This is a genomic window from Lentzea sp. (assembly GCF_035525475.1).
Taxonomy (GTDB): Bacteria; Actinomycetota; Actinomycetes; order Mycobacteriales; family Pseudonocardiaceae; genus Lentzea.
Window position 1 is genome coordinate 1 of record NZ_DATLEC010000011.1, and the last position, 19,909, is coordinate 19,909.

A 19,909-nucleotide genomic window follows, 5' to 3' on the forward strand; every position below is an offset into this window, starting at 1 on the left:
TCCGGTCTGGTCGGGCGGGCTGGTGCCGCGATGACCCGCCGGGTCAGACCGCCGCCCGGAGGAGCACGTCCAGGAGCCGGATCGCGCCGGCCTTGTCGAGCGGGTCGTTGCCGTTGCCGCACTTGGGCGACTGCACGCACGACGGGCAGCCCATCGGGCACGAGCACGCGCTGATCGCCGCCCGCGTCGCCGAGAGCCAGGCCCGCAACGCCGAGTGGCCGCGGTCCGCGAAGCCCGCGCCGCCGGGGTGCCCGTCGTGGACGAAGACCGTCGGCATGCCGGTGTCCGGGTGCACGGCCGTCGACACGCCGCCGATGTCCCACCTGTCGCAGGTCGCGAACAGCGGCAGCAGGCCGATCGCCGCGTGCTCGGCGGCGTGCAGGGCGCCGGGGATCCGCTTCGCCTCCACACCCGCGCCGAGCAGGAGCGACTCGTCGACGGTGTACCAGACGGCGCGGGTCTGCAGGGTCTGTTCCGGCAGGTCGAGCGGGATCTGGTCGAGCACGACACCGGACGGCAGCCGGCGCAGGTACCCGACCACCTGCGTCGTCACCTCCACCTCGCCCAGCGACACCGACACGCCGCCGAAGTCGGTGCGTTCGATCTCGCTCACGACCGTGATGTCCACGCAGTCGCGCGGCTGGGTCGTCCACTCCGGGTCCTCGCGGTGGACCAGCGCGAGCCCGCTGTCCAGGTCGAGCTCGTCGACGACGTACGCGCGCCCCTGGTGCAGGTACACGGCGCCCGGATGCACCTGCCAGCAGGCCGATCCCGGATCGACCGTGCCGAGCATCCGGCCGGAGTCCGCTTCGACGACGGCCACCTGCTCGCCGCCGGAACCGCGGATGTCCACCCCGGCGTGCGGGCGGTCGTGCGAGGCCCAGTACCAGCCCGCCGGCCTGCGGCGCAGCAGCTTCTCGGCCACCAGCTCCTCCAGCACGGCCTCGGCCAGCGGCCCGCCGAAGTCGGCGAGGCACGCGGGCGTCAGCGGCATCTCGGACGCCGCGCACGCCAGCTGGGGACCCAGCACGTAGGGGTTCAGCGGGTCCAGCACCGTGGCCTCCACCGGCCTGTCCAGCACCGCCGCCGGGTTGTGCACCAGGTACGTGTCCAACGGGTCGTCGCGCGCCACGAACACCACCAGCGCGCTGTCGCCCGACCTGCCCGCGCGGCCCGCCTGCTGCCAGAACGAGGCCAGCGTGCCGGGGAACCCGGCCACCACCACGGCGTCCAGACCGGCGATGTCGACGCCCAGCTCCAGCGCGTTCGTGGTCGCGACGCCGAGCAGGTCGCCGGTGGACAGCGACTTCTCCAGCGCCCGCCGCTCCTCCGGCAGGAACCCGCCCCGGTAGGCCGCCACGCGAGAGGGCAGCTCACCGTCCACTTCGGACAGGATCCGCTGCGCGCCCATCGCCGTCAGCTCCGCGCCGCGGCGCGAGCGCACGAAGGCGAGCGACCGTGCGCCCTCGACGACCAGGTCGGCGAGGATCCGCGACGTCTCCGCGCCCGCCGAGCGCCGGACGGGCGCGCCGTTCTCACCCTCCAGAGAGGTCAGTGGCGGCTCCCACAACGCGACCGTGCGCGACGCACGCGGCGAAAAGTCGTCCACGACAGCGGAAACGGGCACACCGAGCAGCCGTTCCGCGGAAGAAGAAGGATCAGCCACAGTGGCCGATGCCAAAACGAAGATCGGATCCGCGCCGTATTTGCGCGCGACCCTCCGAAGGCGGCGCATCAACAACGCCACGTGCGACCCGAAAACACCTCGGTAGGAATGGCACTCGTCGATCACCACGTACTTCAGCCGCCGGAAGAACCGCAGCCATTTCGAGTGCTGCGGGAGAATTCCGCGGTGCAGCATGTCCGGGTTGGTGAAGACCCAGTTGGCGTGGGCCTTGACCCAGTCGCGCTCGGCCATCGGGGTGTCGCCGTCGTAGGCCGCCGCGCGCACCCCCTCGACGCCCAGCTCGCCGAGCGACCGCAGCTGGTCCGCGCCAAGGGCTTTGGTCGGCGACAGGTACAGCGCCGTCGCCTTCGTGTCCGCCAAAAGAGTGGAAAGCACGGGCAACTGGTAGGCGAGCGATTTGCCCGACGCGGTGCCCGTGGCGAGCACCACGTGCCTGCCGGACCACGCGAGCGACGCCGCCTCCACCTGGTGCCGCCACGGCTCGCGCACGCCCGTCTCCGCGAACGCCTCGACGACCCGCGAGGCGGCCCACGAAGGCCATTCGACGTGATCAGCCTGCCGTGACGGCAGATCACGTGCGTGTGTGAGGGGTGACTCCCCGGCGGGCACTCCCGCCAGCACGCGGTCCAGCAACCGCCGTCCCTGATCCACCACGAGCCGAGCTTCGCACACGGCCCCGACACTTCCGGCCGGGCGTGGCCGACTTCCTGCGCAGATAACGGTGTGTGCACGGATCGGGACGTTTCGTTGCCCCGTTGCAAGCACCCCCTAGACTCCCCGCTCATCGCATCCAATGAGGGATGCGTCACGTCGCGCTGGGCGGCTGGTCTGCCTTGGCGCTGCACATGGCAACTCACCAGGAGGACGGATGTCCCGGCAATTCCTCGCGGAGAGCCTCGAGCTCTCCGGGGGTGATCGCGGCGTCGTAGCCGTGGTCGCCGTGGTCGCCCTGGCTGCTCTCGCCGTCGGGTACGTGCTGCTCAAGGAGGTGCTGGCCGCAGGCCAGGGCACCCCGAAGATGCAGGACATCGCCAAGGCGGTTCAGGAGGGCGCAGCGGCCTACCTCAACCGGCAGTTCCGCACGCTCGGCATCTTTGTCGTGATCGTGTTCGTTCTGCTGTTCGCGCTACCGGCAGATGATTTGTCCGAACGAATCGGCCGATCATTGTTCTTCATCGTCGGTGCCGTGTTCTCGGCGACTATCGGCTACCTGGGCATGTGGTTGTCCACGCGCGCCAACGTGCGTGTCGCCGCCGCCGCAAACGAGGAGGGCGGTCGCGAGAAGGCGACGCGCATCGCCTTCCGCACCGGTGGTGTGGTCGGCATGACCACGGTCGGTCTCGGCCTCTTCGGAGCCGCGCTGGTCGTGCTCGTGTACGCGGGCCAGGCCCCGAAGGTCCTGGAGGGCTTCGGTTTCGGCGCCGCGCTGCTCGCGATGTTCATGCGCGTCGGTGGCGGCATCTTCACCAAGGCCGCCGACGTCGGCGCCGACCTGGTCGGCAAGGTCGAGCAGGGCATCCCCGAGGACGACCCCCGCAACGCCGCCACCATCGCGGACAACGTGGGCGACAACGTCGGTGACTGCGCCGGCATGGCCGCGGACCTCTTCGAGTCCTACGCCGTGACGCTGGTCGCCTCGCTGATCCTCGGCACCGCCGCGTTCGGTTCGCAGGGCCTGCTGTTCCCGCTGATCGTTCCCGCGATCGGCGTGCTCACCGCGGTCATCGGCGTCTACACCACGAAGGCGAAGGCGGGGGAGAACGGCCTCGCGGCCATCAACCGCTCCTTCTACATCTCCGCGGTCATCTCCGCGGTGCTGTGCACGATCGCGGCGTTCTCGTTCCTGCCGAGCTCCTTCGCGGACCTCAACGGCATCAGCGACGCGGTCAAGGCCACCAGCGGCAACCCGGCGCTGATCGCGTCCGTCGCGGTGATCATCGGCATCGTGCTCGCGGGCGTCATCCTGTGGCTGACCGGCTACTACACGGGCACCGAGCACAAGCCGGTGCAGGAGGTCGGCAAGACCTCGCTGACCGGTGCGGCCACGGTGATCCTGTCCGGCATCTCGGTCGGTTTCGAGTCCGCGGTCTACACCGCGCTCGTCATCGGCGCGGCCGTGTACGGCGCGTTCCTGCTCTCCGGTTCGGTCATCGTCTCGCTGTTCGCGATCGCGCTCGCCGGGTGCGGTCTGCTCACGACCGTCGGCGTCATCGTCGCGATGGACACCTTCGGCCCGGTCTCCGACAACGCGCAGGGCATCGCCGAGATGTCCGGTGACGTGCACGGCGAGGGCGCGCAGATCCTCACCGAGCTCGACGCGGTCGGCAACACGACCAAGGCCATCACCAAGGGCATCGCGATCGCGACGGCCGTGCTCGCCGCGACCGCGCTGTTCGGCTCCTACCAGGACGCGATCACGCAGGCGCTGGCCAAGGTCGGCAACGTCGCGGGCGACCTGCCCGTGTCGTTCAGCAACGTCGTGTTCAGCCCGAACGTGCTCGTCGGCGTCGCGATCGGCGCGGCCGTCGTGTTCATGTTCTCGGGTCTCGCGGTCAACGCCGTGACGCGCGCCGCCGGTGCCATCGTGTTCGAGGTGCGCCGCCAGTTCCGCGAGAACCCCGGAATCATGGACTACTCGGTGAAGCCGGAGTACGGCAAGGTCGTCGACATCTGCACCAGGGACTCGCTGCGCGAGCTCGCGACCCCCGGTCTGATGGCCGTGCTCGCCCCGATCGCCGTCGGCTTCGGCCTCGGCGTCGGCCCGCTGGCGGGCTACCTCGCCGGCGCGATCGCGACCGGCACGCTCATGGCGGTGTTCCTGGCCAACTCCGGTGGTGCCTGGGACAACGCCAAGAAGCTGGTCGAGGACGGCAACCACGGTGGCAAGGGCTCAGAGGCCCACGCCGCGACGGTCATCGGCGACACGGTCGGCGATCCGTTCAAGGACACCGCCGGCCCTGCCATCAACCCGCTGATCAAGGTGATGAACCTGGTCTCGGTGCTGATCGCGCCCGCCATCGTCACCTTCTCCATCGGTGACAGCGCGTCCGACCCGATCCGCATCGCGATCGCCGTGGTCGCGGCGCTGATCATCGTCGGTGCGGTCGTCGTGTCCAAGCGTCGCGGCACCGCGATCGCGGACACCCCCGCGGAGACCGTGAGCAACGGCGCCGCGTAGTCCCGCACCTCAGGTCGGGGTACGTTCGGGTCTTCCCCCGACGTACCCCGACCTAGGAGTTCCGACATGAGGCGCAGCCTCGTCGCCACTGCCGCTGCGGCCGCGTTCGCGCTGGCAGGGTGCACCACCGGTGGCAACTCCGGCGCTTCCCCGACGCCCTCCGCCAGCGGCGCGGCCACCCCCGAGGCCGTCGCCTACATGGACAAGGTCTGCGGCGCCGCCTCCGAGTTCGCCAAGATCGAGAAGACCGCGCCGAAGCTCGACGCGGCGGACTCCACCAAGGTCAAGGCCGACATGGCCGCCTACATGGGCCAGCTCGCCGACGCCTTCACCAAGTCCGCGGAGGGCCTGAAGAACGTCGGCCCGTCGCCCGTCGCCGGCGGCGAGGAGGCGGTCACCAAGATGGCCGAGACCTTCACCTCGCTCGGCACCGTCTTCGCCGACGCCAAGACGAAGATCGAGCAGGCCGACGCCAACGACGCCACCGGGGGCATCCAGGCCGCAGGAGAGGCCATCACCAAGCTCACCGAGCTCGCCGACCCGCTGCGCGACCTCAAGGACGTCCCCGAGCTGCAGAAGGCCACGCAGACCGCGCAGAAGTGCCAGGAGATGCAGCGCCTCAACGTCACGCCGACGAGCTGAGCGTGACCGCCCCGAGTAGCTTCCGGCCCATGCGTCGCACAGCAATCGCACTCATGACGACCTGCCTGCTCGCGGTTTCCGCGTGCGACAGCGGGAGTTCGCCCACGTCGTCATCAGCGCCCAGCGAGGCCGACGTCGTCGCGTGGATGGACAAGGTATGCGGTGCCGTCGACGGCACCGTGAAAGCCATGTCGGACGAGCCGGGCGTCGACATGACCGACCCGTCGACGCTCAAGGCCGGCCTGTCCGACTGGCTCGGCACCAAGGTCGCCGCGGTCGACAGGTCGATCACCGACCTCAAGGCGCTGGAGGACGGCCCGCACCCGAGGTCGAAGGAGCTGGTCACCACCGCCGAGAGCGGCATGGACCAGATCAGGACCCTGCTCACCGACACGAGGTCGAAGCTCGACTCGTCGACCGACGCCACCCAGGTGGTCACCGCGTTCACCGAGATGGCCACCAGGGCGTCCGCGCTGGAGAACAGCGGTGCGCAGGTGCAGAGGAAGTTCGACGAGACCGGTCTCGCGGGGGCCGCGCAGAAGGCCGGCAACTGCAAGGGCCTGCAGACCTCGTCGTCCTCTTCCGCACCGACTTCGTGACGCGCTTTCCGGACACCCCGAGCCGGATCACCCGAACGAGTTACGGTTCGGTGATCCGGCTCGATGCTTCCCGGGGGAACCGAAGTGAGAACGACCGCTGGCCTCGTCCTGGCCTGTGTCCTGTCCGTGAGCGCGTGCTCAGGACAGGCGGCAGCGCCCGCACCGGCCACGACCAGCAACGCCGTGACGACGACCTCGGAGGCTCCCGGAGCCGATCCGGCGGCCTGGTTCGACGCCTACTGCACGCCGTTGGGCCTCGCGGCGAAGGCGAGGAACGACCTGCGGAACATCGACGGCCGTACCTCGGTCAAGGACGCCGTCGTGCTCTGGGTGTCGATGGCAGCGGTGTCCGACCGCAGGATCGCGGACGACGTCGAGAAGCTCGGCCCGCTCGGGTCCGACGTCCAGAGCGTGCACGAACGGCTGGTCAGCGCGTTGCGCGAGGAGGCGGGACGCTTCGACAAGGCGGCCGAGCGACTGCGGTCCCTCGCGAACGACGACGCGTTCCCGGAGCGGTACGAGCAGGTCATGGCCATCGAGATGGGGTCGGTCGGCGAGCAGATCGGCGCGTTGTTCACGCCGATCGCGCAGAATCCCCGGTACGCCGATGCGTTCCGTTCGAGCAAGGCGTGCACGGACTGGCAGAGCGCGGACAAGCAGGCGCCTGGAAAATGACGGCGTGCTTCCACGTCTGATCACCGCTCTCCTGGCCACGGCGTTGCTGACCGGCGCGTGCGGCTCCGACGAGGACGACCCGCTCACCGACGCCCAGGCCAGGTGGGTCGACGCGTTCTGCACCGGCCTCCTGCCCGGCAAGAAGGCCGGCCAGGAGCTGACCGCGCAGGACCCGGCCGACCCGGCGGCGGTCAAGACGGCCTACCTCGCGCTCGTCACCGGCAACGCGAAAGCGCTCGCCGAGGCCGAGAAGAAGCTGGAGGAACTCGGCCCGCCCTCGGAAGAGCTGAAGGACGTGCACGAGCGGCTGACGAAGTACGTCGGCGAGTCGGCCAGGTCGTACGCCGCGGCCGAGGCGCCGGTCAGGGCGCTGGAGCCGAACGACCGGTTCTGGGACGGCGCCGAGAAGGTCCTGGCCGACACGTCGCAGGTGAGCAGCCCGGAGGACCTGCGGGCGACGTTCGACGCGCTGGAGAAGTCGCCCAAGTACTCGGCGGCGATGGGCAGGTCCGGCCCGTGCACGGAGCTGCAGGCGGGAAGTCAGAACCAGTAGCTCGACCGGCGTAGTCACAAGCGCACCACTGGTCACAGTCGAACGTCTGTTCTACCCTGTGGGCCGTGGTGGGGCAGCTGTCCTTCTTCTCGGCCGAGGCGCGCACGCCGGACAAGGCGGACCTCGCCGGCTTCCTCTGCGGGCCGGGGCAGGCCGTCAGCTTCGCGCGCGGCACAGCGGCCCGCGTGTACGTCGAGCTGCGCGACGAGTGGCGGTACCGGCCCCTCAAGCAGGCCTGCGACGAGCGCGGGGTCACGTCCGAGCTGTGCGTCAACGAGGAGGGAACGCGGTTCGTCCGCACGCCGTTCCGCACCGATCTCACCCCACTGGCCGCCCGCTGGCTGGACGGATCCGCCAAGACGGTGCCGGACGACTTCGAGCTGAACGGAGCAGTGCTGCGCGTCTGGGCGCTCGCGGCGGGCAGCTGGTCGGAGTCCACCTACCTGCTCGGTTTGGACCCCAACGCACCTCAGACACACCTACCGTTGCAAAATGCGCTGCTCGCGTCGGGACTTCCGTGCACCCTGGTAGGGGCTCCGGCGTTGCGGGTGACCGGCCGACGACGGCTGGCGCGGCTCGCTGAGCTGGTAGGAAGCCCTCCGCACGGGGTGGCGTGCAGCACCTGGCCGGCGGCCTGAGCGGGCCGTCCGGCATGGTTGTGTCACTCTGTCTCGTCGTACGGGCGTCGCGGATGGTGTGCTTTTCGGTCGACGCTGGGCAACACTGGCGGGCCTGGGAACCGGGTTTGGAAGAGAGCGGGACGGCGAGTGGCTGGATCTACACGGACGAGGAAGAGCGACGGAGGAGCGGGTGGCACCCGACGACTGGTGATCGTCGAGTCGCCCACGAAGGCACGCAAGATCGCGTCCTACCTCGGCGCCAACTTCGTCGTGGAGTCCTCCAGGGGACACATCCGGGACCTGCCGCGCGGTGCCGCCGACGTGCCCGCCAAGTTCAAGGGACAGGCGTGGGCCAGGCTCGGCGTGGACGTGGACCACGACTTCGAGCCCCTCTACGTGATCTCCGCGGACAAGAAGTCGCTGGTCTCGGAGCTCAAGGAGGCGTTGAAGGACGTCGACGAGCTCTACCTCGCGACAGACGGTGACCGCGAGGGTGAAGCCATCGCGTGGCACCTGCTGGAGACGCTCAAGCCCAAGGTCCCGGTCCGCCGGATGGTGTTCCACGAGATCACGGAGTCCGCGATCCGGGCCGCCGCGGCCAACCCCCGCGACCTCGACCAGGACCTGGTCGACGCCCAGGAGACCCGCCGCATCCTCGACCGCCTCTACGGCTACGAGGTCAGCCCGGTGCTGTGGAAGAAGGTCATGCCGAAGCTCTCGGCAGGCCGCGTGCAGTCCGTGGCGACGCGTCTGGTCGTGGAGCGCGAACGCGAGCGCATGAAGTTCGTCTCGGCGAGCTACTGGGACATCTCGGCGCAGATGGACGCCGGTGCTCAGGCCACGCCGCGCCAGTTCGGCGCACGGCTCGTCGCCGTCGACGGCACGCGCCTGGCCACGGGCCGCGACTTCGGCTCGGACGGCAAGCTCACCGGCAGGGCCGACGTGGTCGTGCTGGACGAGGCGCAGGCCAGGGCCATCGCGAACGGGCTCGAGAACGCGCCGGTCAAGGTCTCCTCCGTCGAGGAGAAGCCGTACACGCGCAAGCCGTACGCGCCGTTCATGACCTCGACGCTGCAGCAGGAGGCGGGCCGCAAGCTGCGGTTCTCCGCCGACCGCACCATGCGCACGGCGCAGAAGCTGTACGAGAACGGCTACATCACCTACATGCGCACCGACAGCACCACGCTGTCGGAGACGGCGATCAACGCGGCCCGCACGCAGGCCACGGACCTCTACGGCGCCCAGTACGTCTCGGACAAGCCGCGCCAGTACACGCGCAAGGTCAAGAACGCGCAGGAGGCCCACGAGGCGATCAGGCCGGCGGGAGAGGTCTTCCGCACGCCCGGCCAGGTGGCCCCCGAGCTCGACTCCGACGAGTTCAAGCTCTACGAGATGATCTGGCAGCGCACGATCGCGTCCCAGATGGCCGACGCGCGGGGCAACACGACCAGCGTGCGCATCCAGGGCCGTGCCGCGACGGGCCAGGAGGTCACGTTCGCCGCGTCCGGCCGCACGATCACGTTCGCCGGCTTCCTCAAGGCCTACGTCGAGACCGTCGACGCCGAGGCCGGTGGCGAGTCGGACGACGCGGAGTCGCGCCTGCCGCAGCTGGTCAAGGACCAGGACCTGACGATCGCGGAGCTGTCCGCGGACGGCCACACCACGTCGCCGCCCTCGCGCTTCACCGAGCCGTCGCTGATCAAGACGATGGAGGAGCTCGGCATCGGCCGTCCCTCCACCTACTCGTCGATCATCAGCACCATCCAGGACCGCGGCTACGTGTGGAAGAAGGGCGCGGCGCTGGTCCCGTCGTGGGTGGCGTTCGCCGTCGTGGGTCTGCTCGAGGGCCACTTCGGCCGCCTCGTCGACTACGACTTCACCGCCGCGCTCGAGGACGAGCTGGACGGCATCGCCGCCGGTCGTCAGCAGCGCACGACGTGGCTGTCCGGGTTCTACTTCGGCGGCAGCGTCGGGCCCGACGGCTCGATCGGCCGCTCCGGTGGCCTGAAGAAGCTGGTCGGCACGGGCGTCGAGGACATCGACCCGCGCGAGGTCAACTCGATCCCGCTGTTCAGCGACGACGAGGGCCGCACGGTCGTGGTCCGCGTCGGCCGCTTCGGCCCGTACCTGGAGCGCGAGGTCGACGGTGCCGCGCAGCGCGCGAACCTGCCGGACGACCTGGCGCCGGACGAGCTGACGAACGAGATCGCCGAGAAGCTCTTCTCGACGCCGCAGGAGGGCCGGTCCCTGGGCACCGACCCGGTCTCGGGCAACGAGATCGTGGCCAAGGAGGGCCGCTTCGGCCCGTACGTGACCGAGGTGCTGCCCGAGGCGGCCGAGAACGGCACGCCGTCCAAGGCGAAGGCGCCGAAGCCGCGCACCGGCTCGCTGTTCAAGTCGATGTCGCTCGACACCGTGACGCTGGACGACGCGCTGAAGCTGCTCTCGCTGCCGCGTGTGGTCGGCAAGGACCCGGAGACGGGCGCCGAGATCACCGCGCAGAACGGCCGCTACGGCCCGTACCTGAAGAAGGGCACGGACTCGCGGTCGCTCACGGACGAGTCCCAGATCTTCACGGTCACGCTGGACGAGGCACTGAAGATCTACGCCGAGCCGAAGAAGCGCGGCCGCGCCGCCGCCGCTCCGCCGTTGCGCGAGATGGGCAACGACCCGGTGTCCGGCAAGCCGATGGTGATCAAGGAGGGCCGGTTCGGGCCGTACGTCACCGACGGTGAGGCGAACGCGTCGCTGCGCAAGACCGACAGCGTCGAGACGATCACCGACGAGCGCGCGGCGGAGCTGCTGGCCGAGAAGCGCGCCAAGGGGCCCGTCAAGAAGAAGGCCCCCGCCAAGAAGGCGACGACGGCCGCGAAGAAGCCCGCGGCCAAGAAGGCTCCCGCGAAGTCCAAGAGCTGAGCCGGTAGGAGGTGGCGGTGCCGAGATCCGAGTTCGGTCCGGACGGGACCCAGGACCCGCCGCCTCCCAGGCTGTTCCCCGACCCGCTGGCGGGTCTGGTGACCGCCGACACGTGGATCGCTCCTCAGTGGACGTCGGCGTCTTCCACGTCACGTGTGTCCGTGCCGACACCGCCGGTGCCGACCGACGACGTGCGGCAGGCCATCTGGTCGCAGATGCAACGGGAGCAGCGCCGGCCGCGCGCCCAGCAGCGGCAGGTCGTGCGGCAGCCGTGGGCTCCGGCGACGCAAATCCCTGTGGCGCAACAACAACAGCCCGCCAAGCCCGCCAGCGGGGTGGCCGCGTTCCTCGGCTGCCTGGTCGTGATCGCCTTCTTCGTCCTGGTGCTGCTCGGCGTCCTCGGGGCGATCTTCGGCGGGTAACGCTGAGAGTCCGCCGACTTCACCCACCACATCCGGTTACCCTGACCGCACGGGGTTGGGTTGATAGGGGTGACTGAAATTCAGGACGCGGACACACCGGTGACCGAGGCAGGCCAGGCAGGGCAGGCCCAGACCAGCGTGTCCACGGTCCACCGGCTGCGCTCGGTGCTGGCCATCAGGCCGTTCCGGCGGTTGTGGCTTGTCACCTACCTGTGCAGTGTTGGTGACTGGCTGTCACTGCTGGCGCTGACGGGTCTCGTCTCCGAGATGATGAACAGCTACCAGTGGCAGTCGTTCGCGCTGTCGCTGGTCGTGCTCACGCAGCTGCTGCCCGGCATCCTCTTCGCGCCCATCGGCGGCGTGCTGGCGGACAAGTTCGACCGCCGCAAGGTGATGATGGTCTGCGACGTGCTGCGCGGGTCGCTGTTCATCTCGATCGCGCTGATCGGCTCGCCGATCTGGCTGTTCGTGGCGAACTTCCTGGTGGGCTGCTGCGCGATGCTGTGGATCCCCGCCAAGGAGTCGGCGGTCCCGAACCTGCTGCGCCGCCCCGACCAGGTCGAGTCGGCGAACCAGCTGGGCCTGGTGATGACCTACGGCATCTCCACGATCAGCGGTTTCGGGCTGTACTCGCTGATCGCCGGCATCCCCGGCTACCTGAACCTGCAGGGCGGCAACCTCGAGTTCACCATCGCGACGATCGCGGTGATCATCAACGGCCTGCTGTACTTCACGTCCGCGATCCTGATCGCGACCAGGCTGCCCGAGCTCTCCGGCCGCCCGGCGGCCAAGAAGAAGGAGGTCGACGCCGACAAGCCGGGCTTCGTCGCGATGCTCCGCGACGGCCTGAGGTTCGCCGGCAAGACCCCGCTGGTCCGCGGCCTGGTCATCGGCATGATCGGCGCGTTCGCCGCGGCCGGTGTCGTGATCGCGACCGCGAAGCTCTACGCGCAGTCGTTGCTGGGCGGCGCCTCGACGTTCGGCCTGCTGTTCGTGGCCGTGTTCGTCGGTCTGGCGATAGGCATGGCCACGGCGCCGCGCCTGGCCCGCCGGCTCACCTACAACCGCCTGTTCGGCGTCACGATCGTCCTCGCCGGCATCACGCTGGTGCTGGTCGCGCTGGCCCCGCACCTGTGGATCGCGCTGCTGACGGTGATGCTGGTCGGCGCGTGCGCCGGCGTGGCGTTCCTGACCGGCCTGACGATCGTCGGCTCGCAGGTCGAGGACGAGATGCGCGGCCGCACGGTGGCGTTGATCCAGTCGTTGCTCAAGGTCGTGCTGTTCGGCGCGTCCGCCGGTGCTCCGCTGCTGGTCGCGCTGCTGCAGAAGCGCACGATCAGCGTTTTCGGCCACCCGATGGAGGTCGACGCGACCCGTCCGGTGATGCTCGGCGGCGCGGCGATCGCGATCGTCCTGGGCCTCGTCGCGTACCGGCAGATGGACGACCGCCGCGAGGAGCCGGTGCTGTCGTCGCTGTTCGCGGCGATCCGCGGCCGCCGGGCCACCAAGGGCCTGCTGATCGCGGTCGAGGGTGACACCCGCGAGGACACCTCCGTGCAGGCACGCCGCCTGGCCGCGGCGTTGCGTGCCGAGGGCCTCGACGTGCTGCTGGCCGCCGACCCCGAGCACGACGAACGCCGTCTGCGCACGATGCTGTCCTCCGCCGAACTGGCGGGCGTGCGCGCGCAGGCTCTCGTAGCCGCCGCCGTGCGTGCCGATGTCGTCGAACGGCAGGTGCGTCCCGCACTGGACGAGGGTTCCGTCGTCGTGATGGAGCGCTACGTCGACTCTCCGCTGGCGCACTTCTCCGCCACCTCCAGCCTGGAGCACCAGGAGCTCGAAGGCCTGGTCGACTGGGCCACGGGCCGGCTGCGTCCCGACCTGACCATCCTGCTCGACCGCCCCGACGTCGACGGCAAGGCGATCGGCCTGGAAAACCACTGGCGCGTCCAGCGGCTGCTGAGCGAGATGGCCGCCGCCGACCCCGACCGCTACCTCGTGGTCGAGGCGGAAGGCGACGTGGACGCCGTGGCCGAACGGGTCCGCTCCGCCGTCATCCCGCTGCTCGCGACCCGCAAGCGCCCGGTTCCCGAAGCCGCCGCCCCGACGCTGTGACCTCCCCGCCCGCTGGGAGACTGGACCCATGAGCGTGTGGGACGAGGTGGTCGGCCAGCCCGAGGCGGTGGCGACCCTGTCCGCGGCCGCCGAAGCCGCGGCGATGATCGTCGCGGGAGGCACTCCCGCCCCCGGCGTGATGACCCACGCCTGGCTCTTCACCGGACCGCCCGGCTCCGGCCGTTCGTCCACCGCCCGCGCCTTCGCCGGCGCGCTGCAGTGCAGGGTGACCGACGACCGCCCCGGCTGCGGCGAGTGCGGCGGCTGCCGCACGACGTTGCACGGCACCCACGCCGACGTGCGCGTCGTGGCACCGGAAGGCCTGTCGATCTCGGTCGCCGAGATGCGGTCGCTGGTCCAGATCTCCGCCCGCCGCCCCACGTCGGGCCGCTGGCAGGTCGTGATCATCGAGGACGCCGACCGCTTGACGGAGGGCGCCGCCAACGCCCTGCTGAAGGCCGTCGAGGAGCCGCCGGAGCGGACGGTCTTCCTGCTGTGCGCGCCTTCCGACCACCCCGACGACGTGTCGGTGACCATCCGTTCGCGGTGCCGCCTGGTGTCGCTGGGATCGCCCCGCCCCGCCGCCATCGCCTCGGCGCTGGAAGCGGTGGACGGGGTCTCGCCGGAGATGGCCCAGTGGGCGGCTTCGGTGTGCGGCGGGCACGTCGCACGGGCCCGCCGGCTGGCCGTCGACGAGCAGTCCCGCGCCCGGCGCGAGTCGGTGCTGAGGATCCCGCTCGCGCTGCGCAAGCCCGCCGACGTCTTCACCTGCGCCGACGAGCTGATCAAAGCCGCGGAGGAGGACGGCGCCACGGCCAACGAGGCCCGCAACGAGGCCGAACGCGAGGCCCTGGAGACCGCGATGGGGGCCGGCGGCACCGGCAAGGGCACCGCGGCCGCAAGCCGCGGCGCCAAGGGGGCGTTGAAGGACCTGGAGAAGCGGCAGAAGTCCCGGGCCACCAGGACCCAGCGCGACTCGCTGGACATGGCCCTGGTGGACCTGGCCGGGTTCTACCGCGACGCCCTGGTGACGAAGACCGGGTCCGAGGCCGCGCTGATGCACCCGGACCGCGCGGGCGACTCCAAGACCGCCGCCGCCACCTGGTCGGCGGAGTCGATCCTGCGGCGGCTGGAGGCCGTGCTGGCCTGCCGGGAGGCCATCGAGGTCAACGTGAAGCCGCGGATCGCCGTCGAGGCGATGGTGACGACGCTGCACCGCGGCTGAGTGTCCGGCCGTCGTGGACGCGTGCCCGTCGGGCTTTCACGACATCGCCCGCCTGCTCGACCTTTACCAGCCCCTGGGTCAGTCGTTCTTCTGGCGCCTGACGGGCAGGGCGGCGAAGATCACCACACCCGCGAGCAGCAGCCCCGTGCCGGTCCAGAACAGCGGGATCGACTGGTACGCGGCGTTGGTGTAGGCGAGCGGCGGCGCCTTCTTGGGAGGCGCCGCCTGACCACCGGGCTGCTCGGGCGCGGGCGGCTGGGCCGTCCCGCAGACCACGCCGCCCTGCGGTGCCGCGGCCCGCACGATCTGCTCGCCCAGCGAGATCTGCGCGAGCGCTGCCGGCAGGGCGGGCAGCTTGAGCTTGTCCGTCGGCAACAGCTGCACGTCGAGCATCCGCGCGGTCGCGCCGAGCTGGAACCCGCTGAAGCCGTTGCCGCTGAAGGCCGACTTCTTCTCGGTGAGCCCGGCGATCTGCAGCTTGACGACGACCAGGTCCAGCAGCAGCGGAATGTCCAGCGCCGGGTGCGCGGCGTCCAGCGTGCCGAGGTCCTTGCCGTTCTGGCTGACCTTGAGCACCGGCGCCGTGTAATTGATCTTCGACGTCGCCTCGTCCCCGGTGGCCGTGGCCGTGAGGGTCGGCGGGCTGACGACGTCGATCCTGATGCCACCCGCCAGCTCCACGCTGACCGCGCGCATCGTCGACGTCGACTCGACCGCCTTGTTCTTGCCGCCGGGCACGTCGACGAGCCGCACCTGCGAGTGGGCCTCGAACGTGTCCGGAACGCTGATGAGGCTGGTCTTCGCGGGCAACGGCACCTCGGCCGGCAACGCGCTGAGAACCTCCAGCCCGGCCAGCGAGGTCCTGGCCGTGGCCAGCGGACTGACGCACGGCCCGAGCTTCTCGTCCCACCGCGCCTGCACGCTGCCGTTGAGCGCCTTGAGCCTGCCCAGCGGAGTCTCCGGAATCGGCAACCCACCGCTGAGCGGCTGCGGGTTGTCCGGAATCGCCGTCTGCACCAGCGTCCCCGGCGTCTGCGGCGCCCGCCCCGCCACCGCGAACCCGAACGGGCTGGCCTGCGTCACCACCCGCTCGGTCGTGAGGAACGCCTCGGTGTTGACCTGGGCGCTGGCGAGCCCCAGCCCGAACTCGGTGACCGACTGCTGGGGCAGCTGCTCGCCGTACCCCGGCAGGATCGTGGTCGTCGGCACCCCCTGCGGCCCGAGCCGGACGACGCTGAGTCCGGTACCCGCGTCACCCACCGCGTGCCCGAGCGGCTGAGGACCGTTGGGCGCCGACGCGGGCGGCTGGTTCGGATCGCGCGGCCCCGGCACCGGAGTGGTGGGAGGAGGCTGCGCGATCGCGGGCGCCGCGACGAGCGCGAGCAACAACCCGGCCAGCGGCACGGCGAACGAACGGCGCATGAACCCACTCCTCGGCGGTGAGGTGGTGACGTCGGTCACTGTCCGTACAACGAAGCCGACCCCCGTGAGTGACGGGTCTTCTGGTCCGCTATAGTTAACGCGTCTCGCCGCCTTAGCTCAGTCGGCCAGAGCGGCTCACTCGTAATGAGCAGGTCATCGGTTCGATTCCGATAGGCGGCTCGGTGGGATAGGACCCAGGTCAGGCTTCCTGACCTGGGTCTTTCTTTTGTCCCATGTCCGCGACGAGTTGTAGAGCTGCGCTGCTCTGGGCCTCGTGTGTGCCCGAAGTGCCCATCGGTTCCGGTGGACTTGCGCGGGACGAGCTTGGCCGCTGCTTCGGCGGCTCGGTGAGCGACCTCGGGAAGAACGCTCGTGTAAATGTCCGACCTGATGGTGATGGACGAGTGTCCGCGCATCTCCTGCACGGTCTTCATGTCGGCACCGCCCACCAATGCGAGAGTCGTGGCACCGTGCCGCAGATCTTGCAGCCTGATCGGCGGCACTCGACGCCCGCACGTTCTTCTCGAATGCCTCGGACACCTTGCCGAGGTGCAGCAGCGTCCCGTTGGCTTCGGTGAACACACGGCCCGTGTTGACCCAGGCCTCGCCCCACTCCAACCGCTCGGCTGCCTGCTGCGCTTTGTGCGTCCGCAGGACCTTGACCGTCTCGGCGTCCAGCGCGACGACTCGCGCACCGCTGGACGTCCTCGGGTCTCTTTCCTCGACGTCCCAGCCGTCGAGCACGAGTCGAGTCGCGACCGTCGCCGCCTTCGAGTACGCCATAGCTGCTCGCTGTGTGTACGGAACCGGGAGATTTCAGAAGTGCCCACATTCCTGAGGTGTTCTAGGTGACGGTCAGCAAGTCGTTCAACCGTCGGAGAGCAGCGCGGCCCTCAACCTCGACCTGAAACAACTCGCCGGCCTTCGCAGCACGGATCGTGTGTTGAATCTGGTGCGGCAACCGGTGGATCGCGGCGGCCAGGAGTGCGGCGCGCAAGGACGCCTCTGCGCCATCACGTTGTCGGGCGGCGAGCAGAACCTCGCCAGCGGTTACGCGCTCGATGATGTGCCACTGCGGTGCGACGGGTGCAGCATCGGGTTGCCCCGTCTGCATGACGCGCGCAGCGGCCGCAGCTCGACCAGTCGCGACCAGGCCGCGTAGTTCGATCTCCCGGAACGTGAACGGGTTGAACAACATGCTTCGGCCGCCACCGTCGGCGAGCCGTTCGCGGTACCCGTTAATCGCGAGGCCGAACAGGTCCGTGTCACCGTGTTCGCCTGCTGTACGAGCGAGAAGCGCGAACGCAGCTCCCTGCCTTCGCGATCCTCAGACACGGCAACGGCTCGGCTGAGTCGGGTGATAGCTGCGCCGACGTGGTCAGCCTTGCGCAGCTCGTTCCCGTGCATCCGCAGCGCGTGAGCGAGGAACGCCCGGTCACCGAGGCGCTCGGCGATCACCAGCGCCTTGCCCGTCCAGCGGGCAGCAGCAGTCAGCCGTTCCTCTGGCAGCACCGTGCCGAGCGAGACGCCGAGGGCGGCGCGGCCCTGCCCGAGCAGGATCATCGTGTCCCGTTCGGCCCGTCCCTCGGCGGCTCGTGCCTCAAGCCGAGCGACGAGCGGCCACAGCTCGTTGACCGCATCGACGGCCCTGCCGGACTGGCGTGCGATCTCGGCAAGGCGGATGGTCGAGTCGCCGAACTGAATCATTGCCGCGAAGTCGGCATCATCGTTGTCGGTCACGCCGAGTGCGTGCATCGGAAGTCCGAGCGTGCACGCGATGTGCCGCCGAGTGGCCACGTTGCTGATGCTCCGGCGACCGGTCTCGATCATCGACACGTAGGTCTTGTCGTAACCGAGCAGCGCGGCGAGCCGTTCCTGACTTAGCTTGTTCAATCTGCGGTACACGCGCAGGATCGTTGCCAGATCACGACTTCTGAGTGCGGACGTCGCTTCAGGTGCCGACCACAACCACACCGCGGGCATGAGCTGACGAGCGGGAACAACCGGTGCGACGTGGCGCGCGCTCGCGTGACACGTTGGGCAGATCAGTTCGACGGCGAGCCGACTCAACCCGGCTCCGCACGCATCGCACCGTCTGCTCTTCATGGCTTACCTGATCGCGTCCGCGCGCAGCCGCTCAAACCACGTCGCAATCGAGCGCTTGTAGCCCTCGGGCATGTTCAAGCCGGGTACCTCGTCCTCGGCGAACAGGCCGATTTCCTTGTGCTCGTGGGAAAGCACGGGCTCGTTGTCGCCGTCTGGGTGGCATCCGTAGGTCACGATGAAGACGTTCTTCTCGGCGACGTTGATGTAGTACATCCACGTGTCGAGGATCGGCCCGGTCGTCACCTTCCACTGCGTCTCCTCGGTGATCTCTCGGGCAACGCACTCTTCCGGAGTCTCTCCGGGCTCGATGCGACCGCCCGGCAGCTCCCACTCTTCACGCTCGTTCTTCAGCAGCAACACCTTGCCGTCGCGGACCACCACGCCCTTGATCGAGACGGGGTAGGCAAGCTGGCTCATCGAGGTGTCCTCCGTGATTCGCGGGCGGGCTGCTCAACGGCAAAGTAGCACCGGAACCCACCGTGCCGACGCGACGCGGTGTTGACAACCTGTCACTGGACGTGGTGGACAGAACGGCGTTCTGCTGATCCCGTAGACGAGTCGTTTCGGGAGGTAGACGCCATGATCGAGCCGTATCGCGTCAACGCGGACTCCGCCAGCCTGGTCGAGTTGATCGCCGAGCGGGGACTCGCTGTAGTCGACGGTCTCGACGGCCCCCAGGACCTGCTCAGGCTCGCGCAGTCGATCGCGATCGTCGTGCCGCACCGGGACAGCGGACCTGATGGCATCACCACGATCGCTGACCTCGGCGAGTCGATCGTGCGCAGTGGGTTCGCAGGCTTCAGCCCATGTGCGCTCAACCCGCACACTGATCGCTCTGGCGTTCCGCATCCGCCGGCGCTGCTGATGATGAGTTGTACGCAGGCAGCGACAACCGGCGGCGAGAGCGTGCTCATCGACGGCCAGGCCGTGTACGACGATCTCGCCGAGTCGGAGCCTGAAGCGCTCACCGCCTTGAGTACTCCTCGCTCCGTCTTGTTCGGCGGCGCGGCCGGGCACCTCAGCTCGATCTTCAGCGACAACGGCGGCGGCCGGATTGCCGTCAGACTTCGGCTCGACGAACTCGCTCAGTTCGCGCCCGAGGTCGATCGCTGGATTCCATTGCTGCGCGCTGCGATCGACCGCCACGCGTTCAAGTTCGGGCTCACTGCCGGGCAGGGCTACGTCCTGGACAACCACCGCTGGTTGCACGGTCGACGAGCGTTCACCGGGCAGCGTGTGGTCCACCGCGTGAACGGCGATCCCTTGCCGGAACTGGTTGTGGTGACGGGTGTTCGTGTCCGGGCGTCGAGTGATGCCGCATGAGCGACGACGCGGCGATCCGCGCCTTTCCAACACTTGCTGCGCTCATTGCGATCAGAGATGCGGGTTGGACCTTCGTCCACCGCGATGCGGTCGAGGGAGTGCCGACACAGGTCGACGGCTACCGAGCCTGGCCAGGTGGATGGATCGACGCTGTCCGCGTTCGGGATGAGGACGACGCGATGGCGTTGCGCACCGATGGGGATGAGCCGCCCGGCATCGTGTGGGAGCGCACGGGCTCACTCACGCACGTGGTTCGGGAGCTGCTGAGTATTCCGGCTCCTGGCGATCGGCTCGCGCCTCGGCTCGTGAAGGCGACCGGGCCGATCCTGTGGACGCCGTAGCGAGACCGGCAGCCGGTGTCTTCCGGTCGTTGCTGCACGCGGTCGAAGCGACGGCACGCCCGATCGACTTCCGGGGGATCGCACT

The 19,909-nt window shown here is 69.5% G+C and carries 16 protein-coding genes and 1 tRNA gene; 13 read left to right on the forward strand and 4 right to left on the reverse strand.

Translation table 11 applies throughout. The annotated features are described in order from the left end of the window. Positions 1 to 43 precede the first annotated feature (43 nt). Positions 44 to 2,341: a DEAD/DEAH box helicase gene (locus VM306_RS01565; protein WP_325510379.1), complete on the reverse strand. Its 2,298-nt coding sequence runs from the start codon at positions 2,339 to 2,341 to the stop codon at positions 44 to 46. 214 nt (positions 2,342 to 2,555) lie between these two features. Between VM306_RS01565 and VM306_RS01570 the strand changes: the two genes are divergently transcribed. The 10 genes from VM306_RS01570 (at position 2,556) to VM306_RS01615 (ending at position 14,632) form a co-directional block, all read left to right on the forward strand. After that, positions 2,556 to 4,865, forward strand: a complete 2,310-nt coding sequence (locus tag VM306_RS01570) for a sodium-translocating pyrophosphatase (RefSeq protein WP_325510380.1) — start codon at positions 2,556 to 2,558, stop codon at positions 4,863 to 4,865. 66 nt (positions 4,866 to 4,931) lie between these two features. Beyond that, positions 4,932 to 5,507: a hypothetical protein gene (locus VM306_RS01575; RefSeq protein ID WP_325510381.1), complete on the forward strand. Its 576-nt coding sequence runs from the start codon at positions 4,932 to 4,934 to the stop codon at positions 5,505 to 5,507. A 29-nt stretch (positions 5,508 to 5,536) separates the two neighbouring features. Next, on the forward strand, positions 5,537 to 6,106 hold the full coding sequence (locus tag VM306_RS01580; protein WP_325510382.1) for a hypothetical protein: 570 nt from the start codon (positions 5,537 to 5,539) through the stop codon (positions 6,104 to 6,106). Positions 6,107 to 6,190: 84 nt separating this feature from the next. Continuing rightward, on the forward strand, positions 6,191 to 6,781 hold the full coding sequence (locus VM306_RS01585; RefSeq protein WP_325510383.1) for a hypothetical protein: 591 nt from the start codon (positions 6,191 to 6,193) through the stop codon (positions 6,779 to 6,781). 4 nt (positions 6,782 to 6,785) lie between these two features. Further along, entirely contained in the window at positions 6,786 to 7,334 is a 549-nt protein-coding gene (locus tag VM306_RS01590; RefSeq protein ID WP_325510384.1) for a hypothetical protein, read from the forward strand. 65 nt (positions 7,335 to 7,399) lie between these two features. Then, the gene (locus tag VM306_RS01595) at positions 7,400 to 7,972 is read left to right on the forward strand and encodes a hypothetical protein (RefSeq protein WP_325510385.1); all 573 of its coding nucleotides are present in this window, start codon (positions 7,400 to 7,402) and stop codon (positions 7,970 to 7,972) included. A 129-nt stretch (positions 7,973 to 8,101) separates the two neighbouring features. Further along, a complete protein-coding gene (topA, locus tag VM306_RS01600) occupies positions 8,102 to 10,870 on the forward strand; it encodes a type I DNA topoisomerase (protein WP_325510386.1) in 2,769 nt (922 codons plus the stop codon). Between the two features lie 17 nt (positions 10,871 to 10,887). Continuing rightward, positions 10,888 to 11,292, forward strand: a complete 405-nt coding sequence (locus VM306_RS01605; protein ID WP_325510387.1) for a hypothetical protein — start codon at positions 10,888 to 10,890, stop codon at positions 11,290 to 11,292. A gap of 69 nt (positions 11,293 to 11,361) precedes the next feature. Next, a complete protein-coding gene (locus VM306_RS01610) occupies positions 11,362 to 13,407 on the forward strand; it encodes a bifunctional MFS transporter/dTMP kinase (protein WP_414672310.1) in 2,046 nt (681 codons plus the stop codon). Positions 13,408 to 13,435: 28 nt separating this feature from the next. Further along, the gene (locus VM306_RS01615; protein WP_325510388.1) at positions 13,436 to 14,632 is read left to right on the forward strand and encodes a DNA polymerase III subunit delta'; all 1,197 of its coding nucleotides are present in this window, start codon (positions 13,436 to 13,438) and stop codon (positions 14,630 to 14,632) included. A 78-nt stretch (positions 14,633 to 14,710) separates the two neighbouring features. Here the strand turns inward: VM306_RS01615 and VM306_RS01620 are convergent, their stop codons facing one another. Next, a complete protein-coding gene (locus tag VM306_RS01620; protein WP_325510389.1) occupies positions 14,711 to 16,054 on the reverse strand; it encodes a hypothetical protein in 1,344 nt (447 codons plus the stop codon). Between the two features lie 106 nt (positions 16,055 to 16,160). Between VM306_RS01620 and VM306_RS01625 the strand changes: the two genes are divergently transcribed. Further along, positions 16,161 to 16,234: transfer RNA gene (locus VM306_RS01625), tRNA-Thr, on the forward strand. Between the two features lie 870 nt (positions 16,235 to 17,104). Here the strand turns inward: VM306_RS01625 and VM306_RS01630 are convergent. Both VM306_RS01630 and VM306_RS01635 read right to left on the reverse strand, forming a co-directional pair. Then, positions 17,105 to 17,959: a helix-turn-helix domain-containing protein gene (locus VM306_RS01630; protein ID WP_325510390.1), complete on the reverse strand. Its 855-nt coding sequence runs from the start codon at positions 17,957 to 17,959 to the stop codon at positions 17,105 to 17,107. Between the two features lie 204 nt (positions 17,960 to 18,163). Further along, on the reverse strand, positions 18,164 to 18,577 hold the full coding sequence (locus VM306_RS01635) for an NUDIX hydrolase (RefSeq protein ID WP_325510391.1): 414 nt from the start codon (positions 18,575 to 18,577) through the stop codon (positions 18,164 to 18,166). Between the two features lie 162 nt (positions 18,578 to 18,739). Here VM306_RS01635 and VM306_RS01640 point away from each other — a divergent pair, with 162 nt between their 5' ends. Next, positions 18,740 to 19,483, forward strand: a complete 744-nt coding sequence (locus VM306_RS01640; RefSeq protein ID WP_325510392.1) for a TauD/TfdA family dioxygenase — start codon at positions 18,740 to 18,742, stop codon at positions 19,481 to 19,483. Beyond that, positions 19,480 to 19,824, forward strand: coding sequence for a hypothetical protein (locus tag VM306_RS01645; RefSeq protein WP_325510393.1), 345 nt, complete (start codon positions 19,480 to 19,482; stop codon positions 19,822 to 19,824). The genes VM306_RS01640 and VM306_RS01645 overlap by 4 nt, the downstream gene beginning before the upstream one ends. The last annotated feature ends 85 nt before the right edge of the window (positions 19,825 to 19,909 follow it).